Origin of the sequence: Winslowiella iniecta, from assembly GCF_001267535.1 — a bacterium.
GTDB lineage: Bacteria > Pseudomonadota > Gammaproteobacteria > Enterobacterales > Enterobacteriaceae > Erwinia > Erwinia iniecta.
Map to the genome: position 1 here is coordinate 21,216 of NZ_JRXE01000030.1, position 6,829 is coordinate 28,044.

At 51.2% G+C, this 6,829-nt stretch carries 8 protein-coding genes; 4 read left to right on the forward strand and 4 right to left on the reverse strand.

What is annotated here, in order from left to right:
• Positions 1–63: 63 nt before the first annotated feature.
• The 3 genes from NG42_RS18355 to NG42_RS18365 all read right to left on the reverse strand — a co-directional run bounded on the left by NG42_RS18355 (position 64) and on the right by NG42_RS18365 (position 3,410).
• A complete protein-coding gene (locus NG42_RS18355; protein WP_053115745.1) occupies positions 64–1,110 on the reverse strand; it encodes an RHS repeat-associated core domain-containing protein in 1,047 nt (348 codons plus the stop codon).
• Between the two features lie 161 nt (positions 1,111–1,271).
• Positions 1,272–2,024 (reverse strand): DUF481 domain-containing protein, encoded by a 753-nt coding sequence (locus NG42_RS18360; RefSeq protein ID WP_052901903.1) that lies wholly within the window; start codon positions 2,022–2,024, stop codon positions 1,272–1,274.
• 255 nt (positions 2,025–2,279) lie between these two features.
• Positions 2,280–3,410: an ABC transporter substrate-binding protein gene (locus NG42_RS18365; RefSeq protein ID WP_053115744.1), complete on the reverse strand. Its 1,131-nt coding sequence runs from the start codon at positions 3,408–3,410 to the stop codon at positions 2,280–2,282.
• Positions 3,411–3,551: 141 nt separating this feature from the next.
• Between NG42_RS18365 and ghoS the strand changes: the two genes are divergently transcribed.
• Both ghoS and NG42_RS18375 read left to right on the forward strand, forming a co-directional pair.
• Positions 3,552–3,842: a type V toxin-antitoxin system endoribonuclease antitoxin GhoS gene (ghoS, locus tag NG42_RS18370; protein WP_072133202.1), complete on the forward strand. Its 291-nt coding sequence runs from the start codon at positions 3,552–3,554 to the stop codon at positions 3,840–3,842.
• A gap of 104 nt (positions 3,843–3,946) precedes the next feature.
• On the forward strand, positions 3,947–4,840 hold the full coding sequence (locus tag NG42_RS18375) for a fructosamine kinase family protein (RefSeq protein ID WP_052901907.1): 894 nt from the start codon (positions 3,947–3,949) through the stop codon (positions 4,838–4,840).
• Positions 4,841–4,862: 22 nt separating this feature from the next.
• Here the strand turns inward: NG42_RS18375 and NG42_RS18380 are convergent, their stop codons facing one another.
• A complete protein-coding gene (locus NG42_RS18380) occupies positions 4,863–5,402 on the reverse strand; it encodes a YniB family protein (RefSeq protein ID WP_052901909.1) in 540 nt (179 codons plus the stop codon).
• Between the two features lie 151 nt (positions 5,403–5,553).
• Here NG42_RS18380 and hxpB point away from each other — a divergent pair, with 151 nt between their 5' ends.
• Together hxpB and NG42_RS23630 are read left to right on the forward strand one after the other, a co-directional pair.
• Positions 5,554–6,222 (forward strand): hexitol phosphatase HxpB, encoded by a 669-nt coding sequence (gene hxpB / locus NG42_RS18385; RefSeq protein ID WP_052901911.1) that lies wholly within the window; start codon positions 5,554–5,556, stop codon positions 6,220–6,222.
• Between the two features lie 178 nt (positions 6,223–6,400).
• The coding region (locus tag NG42_RS23630; RefSeq protein ID WP_052901976.1) for a 5-deoxy-glucuronate isomerase at positions 6,401–6,829 on the forward strand (429 nt) is incomplete at its 3' end.

Below are 6,829 nucleotides of genomic sequence, written 5' to 3' on the forward strand. Positions count from 1 at the left end.
GGCAATGTTCCTGCGCGCCTGCTGATCGGGTTGTGGGCCAGCATAAGCCAGACATGCGTTGAATTACTGGCTTGGGTCGAATCTGACGGGACGATAATTAAAGCGAACATCAAATTTACTCAAAAGAGGATCATGATGTTTAAAAGTCTGAATAGCATAATTCCCGGCAGCCTCGCCATTCAAAATCGGCTCAACAAAATTACGTCCAATGATTGAAACCACCCCCCGGTAGCCTTTAAGAGGCAGCCCCAGCCCTGTACTGACTTGTTTTGCAAAAGAATTTTCACCATCCGCAGAATGGCACATCAGCAGCCGCACAGAGCGAAAACTTTCCGTTTCTGCGATAGAATTAATTCTCTGAATCATCACGTCTGCGGCTTCAAGTTTCCCGTCGACATCAGCCAATACAATATTGTATTTTTTAATTCCATGAACGACCATATTTAATCGCCGTCCTTTTTTTGTGGTATCAAAATAATAAAATGCATGTTTAGTATTATTTTTGGGTTCCAGCCAGCGATGCCCTTCCGCATCAGTACCCAGGGAATAAATCTTTTGCGGGTGCAAAAGTTCATTATCTGAATCACGTGCCAACATGGGAAACCTGAGCATTCTGGCTGCCACCGCCGCCATCCCAATCCCCAATGACACGATTCCGGCAGCAAAGGATATCCACCCCAGCGCCGCCGACATTTTCGCATGATCTGATGCAGAGACGGCACTGATCAGGCCAGTAATATCGCCAATCAGTGCTGAACTCCCTCCGGTCAGGGTCAGCGTGGAGGCCGTTGCCAGCGCAGCGTCAACACTTCCGGCTGCCGCGATTGATGCGCCGCCGGTAAATACCGCGCCGAGAATACCAAGGATATTCAGACCGATTCCCACACCGGTCTGCCAGCTTATATGGCCGGATGGATCGGCACAGTTAATCGGATCGCCTGCACAATAGCTATAGGCATTAATGCCACCCTCATTAAAGGGACTCCAGCTATCGGGACAATGAAAGCGCAGAAGCAGAGGGTTATAATCGCGATAACCCCGACCTGAATGATAAGTGCGGCAAACAGCATCCAGCCGCTCACCATTATATCCTAGTACGCATTGATGCATAAATGACTCCATGCCAGATGATATTTCGATATCAATTAATAAACGGCACGAAAGGAAAAATACACAGAAATTAAATAAATTAAATAGAATTAATATAAAAATAATATGAAATTATCTTTAGCGGGGATAAATAACGGGCCGAAATATTCGGCCCGAGAAGATTACATCGCGTAGGAAAGCTGAATTGACGTTCTGGTGTCAGTTTTATCCGGTGCAGACGCCGGTGGATTCTGGTTCCAGGTCACGTTGTAAGCCAGTTTCAGCGAGAAGTGATCATTGATCGCCACCTGCAAACCGGTTTCGGAGTTAAGTGTCGTATCATCGCTACCCAGTACTGACACGCCCTGAATAAATTTGGTGCTATCAGTCAGCTGCCAGTTATAGCTCAGCGCGCCGTAGGCCAATGCCTGAGTATCGTGACCGCCGCCATGATATTCGTCGTAACGCACACCCGGACCGGCTTCAATACGCAGTGAATGTACCGGTCCGTTTAAGATCTGACGACCGTAACCCGCAGCGAAGATAGAACGACCGTCATAACCGTTAAACCGGTCGCTCAGCCAGCTCGCCTGACCAAACAGATAGTCGTAATCAGTCATGTTATAACGTGAACGACCACCGACCTGATAGGTTTCAGAGGAACGCTCATCGTTGGAAGAGTTATTCGCCGCGTTGCCCCACAGGCTCCATGCGGTTTTAGTCTGATACCAGGTCATATTGGTGGCAGCAGACAATGAAGAACTGGTGGTGTTACCGGTGGAAGCCAGGTAACCCGCTGATGCACTGCCTTCAAACGGTTTTTTCGCCGTGGAAGGATCGTCCATTGAAGTAAAGACGTTATTATCAGCCATGGCCTGGTGACAGAAAGCTCCGGAGAGCAAGAGAACCGCAGACAAATTTTTAAGCGCTTTCATGAAAGTATGACCCGTACGACAGTTTAAAAAAGAGAGAGTCTGAAGCGTTTTTAAGGACGATCAATGTAATTTACGGTAACTTTTGTAAAAAAATATGAAATCGCTTTTTTTATTAAGCACCCAGGCTGAAACGCTTCATTAATGAGAATGTTCTGATTAACGGCGCGCATTATAGAGGTTATTAGACCGGCGTACACTGGCTTTACAAGAAGAATTTTACCCGGCGGGCGCAACCTGATTACGCCCGCCGAAGCATTAGTTTTTCGGCGCCTGAGAACCCAGTACGCCCTTGCCTTCCGGTACCGCAGTGAAGCGCGTCAGAATCTCATGCCAGGTATTCGCCGGGTCAAGATCGCTGAACTGCTGCGGATAGATAAACTTCGCCAGATACTCGAGGCCGACGATGTTATACGGGTGGTTGTAAAAGTTATGATACAGACCGTAGAAACGACCTTCTTTCACCGGCTGCAACTGCGCAAAGCCCGGGCGTTGCTTCATTTTCTCAAAAGCGGCATCCACCTGCTTCTGCGTGACACCGTAACCGAATGGCACCGCCGAGTTGTTTTTACTCGCCCACTGCGAGCCGGAAACAATATAAGCATCAGGTTTCAGGGCAATCACTTTTTCCAGTGACACGTCCCCGGTTGCGCCTGGCAGCAGATCGGAACCGATATTTTTTGCCCCCACCGCTTCCACCAGCGCGCCCCAGCCAACATGAGCATGGGTAAAGCAGCAGGACTCCAGACCACCCAGACCGGCCTTGGCTTCGAAAAACACCCGCGGCTTCGGCTCGACATCGCGGACTTTATTCAGGATGGCCTGATAATGTTGCTGATAAAAATCGGTATATTCTTTCGCTTCCGTTTCACGGTTCAGCGCTTCACCCAACAATGTGATGCTTTTGGGTGCATCTTCCACTGGTTTCTGGAAGGTGTCGATAAACAGCACCGGAATGCCCAGCTGTTTCATTTTATCCAGCACGCCGGTTTGCGTCAGAGAAGGTTTGGAACGCAACTGCGCCACCATCAGATCGGGACGCTGGGCAATCACACTCTCCAGGTTAACCTCACCCTTATCGCTGAAGCCCATATCGATAATTTTTTTCGACTCTGGCCACTTCTTGTCCATCATTTCCCAGGTGGCGCCGTCACTCTTCTTCAGCAGGTTATTCCATGCCACTACACGCTGGAACGGATTCTCGCGATCCAGCAAAGCCAGCGACAGAATATCGCGACCATCCTGCACCACCAGCCTTTTAGGCTCCTGTTTCAGCGTCACTTTCTGCCCATCGGAGTCAGTCAGCGTGACCGGATAAGTGGTGGCCAGAACTGAGGAAGAGAGCGCCAGCAGTGAGGCCAGCGTGGCTAAGTTAAATGCGCGTTGCACGTCGTGCTCCTTAAGAATCGGATGGTTAACCCAGTGATAGTAATGATAAGCAATTGCATTATCAAATCAGATTGTGCCGTAATCCCCCCGTTTTTGCGATGATGGTCTATGCTAAAAAAACGTCAGATAACAACGAGGTAAATCATGAGCTCATCATTAACCCGTTATGTAGTGACTTTTCGTTACCAGGAAAAAGGCTTAAGTGACTTGAATAAGCTGACCAGCACTCTGACCGGCGCGGGCTTTTCACTGACGCACCACGATGACCAGGGTATTCCCCATGAACTGGGCACCAACAGCTTTGGCATCGTCAGTGCGCTGGAACAGCAGGAAATTCGCGAAATGGCGGCTGGCTTAGGGGAAGTGGCGCTGGGCGAGCGGCCAGAAGTCGAGGTACAAAGCTGGGAGGCTTATCAGCAACAGCAGCCGTAACCCGCTTCTTATGTAAAGGCGCGGCTTTCGCTCGCAAAGGGCTGGATTTGATTAATATTTAAGCGTTAGAATTGGCATTACGCAGCGAAATAGAGGAAACCCCCATGTGGTCAGCCATTAGTCGTCTGTTGAGTGAGCAGTTAGGCAACGCCGAAATCCACCAGCGCACCGAGCTTCCCGGCGGTGACGTTCATCCTGCCTGGCATATTCGTTACGGCGAATATGACGTATTCGTCAAATGTAACAACCGCGAAATGTTGCCGCTGTTTACCTGGGAAGCCGATCAGCTGGCACTGCTGGCGCGCAGCCAGACGGTGCGGGTGCCGGAAGTGTATGGCGTCGGCAGCGACCGCGACTACAGCTTTCTGCTGCTGGAGTACTTGCCAGTGAAACCCCTCGATGCCCACGGCGCATACCAGCTCGGTCAACAGCTGGCACGGCTGCATCAGTGGAGCGAGCAACCTCAGTTTGGCCTCGATTTTGATAACGACCTGACCACTTCACCGCAACCCAACAGTTGGTTACGCCGCTGGTCGGTATTTTTTGCCGAACAACGCATCGGCTGGCAGTTGCAGCTGGCGGCTGAAAAAGGCATTCAGTATGGTGATATGGAGCTGATTGTCGCTTGCGTGCAAAAAGCCCTGGCATCGCATCATCCGCAACCTTCCCTGCTGCATGGCGATCTCTGGCCGGCGAATTGTGCCGGTAGCGACAGTGGCCCGTGGATTTTCGATCCAGCCTGTTACTGGGGCGATCGCGAATGCGATCTGGCGATGCTGCCGTGGTTTGAGGCGTTACCGCCGCAAATCTATGATGGCTATCAGTCCGTCTGGCCTCTGCCGCACGACTTTTTACAACGGCAACCGATTTATCAACTCTATTATCTGCTGAATCGTGCCAATGTGTTTGGTGGCAGCTGGCTGGGTGAGGCGCAACGGGCGATTGGCGCGTTGCTGGATCAGGATGAACTGGGAGAGGGACAGGCAAAGCCAGCCTGACGCCGCAGCATCAGGCCGACAATTAATGAATAAAGCCTAACAGTGACAGGAAGAAATAACCCGCTACGGCGATAATCACCGGCAGGATATAAAGCGGGAAAATCTGCAAAAAGAGGGTATGGCGCGGTACCACAATTTTCTCTTCCAGCTGCTGACGACTGCGCCCTTCAGTGCCTTTGGCATTTTCCATAATCAGCTGGTCCTCAATCCCTTCCTTAAGATGACGTGACTGCCGCCACATCCGCGCGCCTGAAGCCTGCAACGCCAGACCGACGAAAATCAGCATATAAATCGCCCAGAAACTCAGATTAGTGCCGCCATTAAAGTCCGGCACCGGCGAGTTTTCCCAGAAAATATTCAGGAACGGCGTATTAAAGCGAATCATATCAATCATGACATGCACAAAATCGAGCATTACCGCATCAATTCCCGGCTGTTTTTCACTGTGCTTAAACATAAAGCCCAGCAGTGAGATCAGGGTTGAAAGTAATGCCGGAATAAAGACAATCCAGCCGACAATGCGCTTGAGGATGGCGACTCTGCCAGCTTGTTGATAAGTCATGGTTTCTCCTTGCACCTAACGTTTGGCTGTAAGTCTACCCGTTGGCGAAGAAAACTGCCTGAAAAAAACGTTGCTGCCTGCGGATTCTTCATTATTCAGGCCTGCCTGGCTTCATGTTAAGGTGTGGGAAACTGTAAAACGGAGCCGTTGTATGTCTTTTAGCCGACCTGTGCTTGCTGCAATTTTCGATATGGATGGTTTACTGATTGATTCAGAGCCGTTATGGGAACGTGCCGAGCGGGAGGTCTTTGCCACACTCGGCGGCGACGTGTCGCGGCGCGGTGAGCTACCGGATACCGTTGGTTTACGTATCGATCAGGTGGTGCGCATGTGGTACGAAGCCTTCCCGTGGAATGGCCCGGATCAGGCTGAAGTGACACAGCGCGTAATCAGCCGCGCGCTGACGCTGGTTGAAGAGCAGCGCCCGCTGTTACCCGGCGTGGAGCATGCCTTGCAGTTATGCCGTGATAATGGTCTTAAAGTGGGTCTGGCTTCGGCTTCGCCACTGCCTATGCTGGAGCGGGTGCTGGAGATGTTTGGCCTGCGTCACTACTTCGATACCCTGGCCTCGGCAGAATCACTGCCGTGGAGCAAACCGCACCCACAGGTTTATCACGATGCCGCAGCAAAACTGGGCGTTGATCCGCTGAACTGCGTCACGCTTGAAGATTCGCTAAACGGGTTGATTGCCACTAAAGCCGCGCGGATGCGTTCGATTGTGGTACCGGCACGCGCCGTCCGTGATGATGCACGCTGGTCGCTGGCGGATGTGCGGCTTGATTCGCTGGAACAGCTGCGCTTACAACACCTTATCGGTTAACCCTTCTCACCCTGACGGGCCGCAGATTGCGGCCCGTGTTTTTTCGGTTGTGCTAAAAACTTGATCCACGCGACATAATAAATAAAACAGCATTTCATTTTTATTGAATTCATATCCCATCATGCCTATCATCGGTTATCAGCTTCACACTGCTAACCGAAATCAGAGAGGCATCGACATGCAAGTGCGCCAAAGCATTCACAGCGATCACGCCAGACAACTTGATACCGCCGGGCTGCGTGGCGAGTTTCTTATTGAGCAGATATTTGCTGCCGATAACTACACCATGACCTACAGCCATACCGACCGCATTATTATCGGCGGCGTGATGCCGGTGACCCGTGGCGTCACCATTGGCAGTGAAGTCGGCAAGCAGCTGGGGGTGAGTTACTTTCTTGAGCGTCGCGAATTAGGCGTGATTAATATCGGCGGTGCGGGCATGATCGAGGTGGATGGCAAAAGCTGGGAGATTGACCACCAGCAGGCGCTGTATATCGGTATGGGCGCGCAATCGGTGGTGTTCAGCAGTATCGATGCGGCAAAACCGGCCAAATTTTATTACAACAGCGCGCCTGCCCACAGCCGCTATCCCGATAAAAAAATTACC

Coding starts and splice junctions, on each gene's coding strand:
- NG42_RS18355 (WP_053115745.1), bottom strand. CDS start 1,110: ATGCATCAATGCGTACTAGGATATAATGGTGAGCGGCTGGATGCTGTT.
- NG42_RS18360 (WP_052901903.1), bottom strand. CDS start 2,024: ATGAAAGCGCTTAAAAATTTGTCTGCGGTTCTCTTGCTCTCCGGAGCT.
- NG42_RS18375 (WP_052901907.1), top strand. CDS start 3,947: ATGTGGTCAGCCATTAGTCGTCTGTTGAGTGAGCAGTTAGGCAACGCC.
- NG42_RS18380 (WP_052901909.1), bottom strand. CDS start 5,402: ATGACTTATCAACAAGCTGGCAGAGTCGCCATCCTCAAGCGCATTGTC.
- hxpB (WP_052901911.1), top strand. CDS start 5,554: ATGTCTTTTAGCCGACCTGTGCTTGCTGCAATTTTCGATATGGATGGT.